A 1,681-nucleotide genomic window follows, 5' to 3' on the forward strand; every position below is an offset into this window, starting at 1 on the left:
ATCGTATGGTTCAAACACCATAAGAGATGGCGTTAATATCAACACTATAGAACAAAAGAAAATGCAGGTATTACCTGCTGAAATCATGTCCCTACCTAACTTATCATGTTTTGTGAAGTTAGCGGGGCATTATCCGATTTCTAAACTGAAGATGAAATAGCAGAATTGATCTAATGGTTATTAATTAATGTATTAATTTAGGAAAAAAATATATTATGAAAAATAAATTATATAAAACTTTTCTTACGGTAGCATTTGTATTATTTTCGTTCCAAACAGTTGCTGGTCAGAATCAAGATTCTTCAAAAAAGCAAGATGATTCTTCATATCTTAATATATATGTTACGCAGCAAATGGATGTACAGGAAGATTTGTTGATATCCAGTGTACGTATAGAAAAGGATGGCGTCGATCCTAAATCTGTGCAAAATGAGATTAATAGCATAATGGCAGCAGCAATAAAAATAGCCAAACAACCGGATATTAACGTCTCTACAGGCCAATATAATATATATCAATATGATGAAGAACAAAATACCAGTAATAAAGAGAAGAAGGTAAAGAAAAAGAAGTGGCGTGGCACCCAAGTATTATCGTTACAAAGTAAATCACCTGAAGTATTATTATCAGTAATCAGACAATTACAAAACGAAGGCTTATTAATACAAAGCCTGAATTATACATTATCTAATGATAAGAGAGATGCTATAAGAAACTCTATGATTGAATCTGCTATTGCAAAACTAAAGCAACAAGCTATGAGAGTTGCAAAAGCTCTTGGTCAAGAATATAGCAGATTTACTATGATAAATGTTGATACTGGATTAGGTGCGCGACCTCCAATGCCGATATACAGAAATGCAATACCTGCTTTAGGTGTAATGTCTGACGTTGCTATGATGCCGTCTGCAGAGCCGGGCACAAGCACAGTATCGATAACGGTATCCGCAACTGCATTGTTTAAATAGAGTAATGCGATTTATCTAATAATAAATTAGAATACATTGTAGAATATTAAAAAAATCAAGGAGAACATGCGTCAAATTAGTTTCATTTTACTCACAAGCATTTTATGCATATCATGCAATACCACAAGAATTGTTAAAATCCCTGAAATTAATAAATCTGCATTTCAATATGAATCTATAGATTATCAATGTGAAAATGGCAGAAATTTAAATGTACAGTATTTAAATAATGATATTAATAATATTGCATTAATAAACTTAGATAAGAATGTCATTATATTTAGCAATGTTGTTGCAGGTAGTGGCGTACGTTATGCTGCACAGCAATATATATGGCATACAAAAATTGATTATGGTATTTTAAGTGATGAGATATCTAATACTAATTTAGTATGTCATCAACAGAAGTTGAAAACTAATAAGTAGATATAACCATTAGTAGAACAGTGATATAATACATCATTTAAGCATATGCATAAAGTATTGTCCGAAGAGTAAAGGAAGGATAATCAGACAAATCAGAACTAAAACTGTAAAAGTTAAGATGTAGAAGTTAAGATTTAAGGAGATCGTTAATTTCGGCGATAGACAAACCGGTAATACGAGAAACCTCAGGAATAGAGTAATTATTAGCAAGCATATTTTTAGCTACTTCATATTTTCCTTTAGCTTCTCCGATCTGTATACCTTGGACCATTCCTTTTTGCATCCCT

General features: G+C 31.8%; 3 protein-coding genes and 1 pseudogene. 3 read left to right on the forward strand and 1 reads right to left on the reverse strand.

Annotated features, from left to right (window positions below):
* The 3 genes from KYQ89_RS00810 to KYQ89_RS00820 form a co-directional block, all read left to right on the forward strand.
* Positions 1–160: type IV secretion system DNA-binding domain-containing protein (locus KYQ89_RS00810; RefSeq protein WP_218459931.1), on the forward strand; the 160-nt coding region annotated here is incomplete at its 5' end.
* A gap of 55 nt (positions 161–215) precedes the next feature.
* A complete protein-coding gene (locus KYQ89_RS00815; protein ID WP_218459929.1) occupies positions 216–968 on the forward strand; it encodes an SIMPL domain-containing protein in 753 nt (250 codons plus the stop codon).
* A gap of 66 nt (positions 969–1,034) precedes the next feature.
* Positions 1,035–1,394, forward strand: coding sequence for an MliC family protein (locus tag KYQ89_RS00820; RefSeq protein WP_218459930.1), 360 nt, complete (start codon positions 1,035–1,037; stop codon positions 1,392–1,394).
* A 127-nt stretch (positions 1,395–1,521) separates the two neighbouring features.
* Here the strand turns inward: KYQ89_RS00820 and KYQ89_RS07545 are convergent.
* Positions 1,522–1,681 (reverse strand): annotated as a pseudogene (locus KYQ89_RS07545) (transposase); the annotation flags it as partial.

It is taken from the genome of Rickettsia sp. TH2014 (genome assembly GCF_019249195.1).
Lineage (GTDB): Bacteria > Pseudomonadota > Alphaproteobacteria > Rickettsiales > Rickettsiaceae > Rickettsia > Rickettsia felis.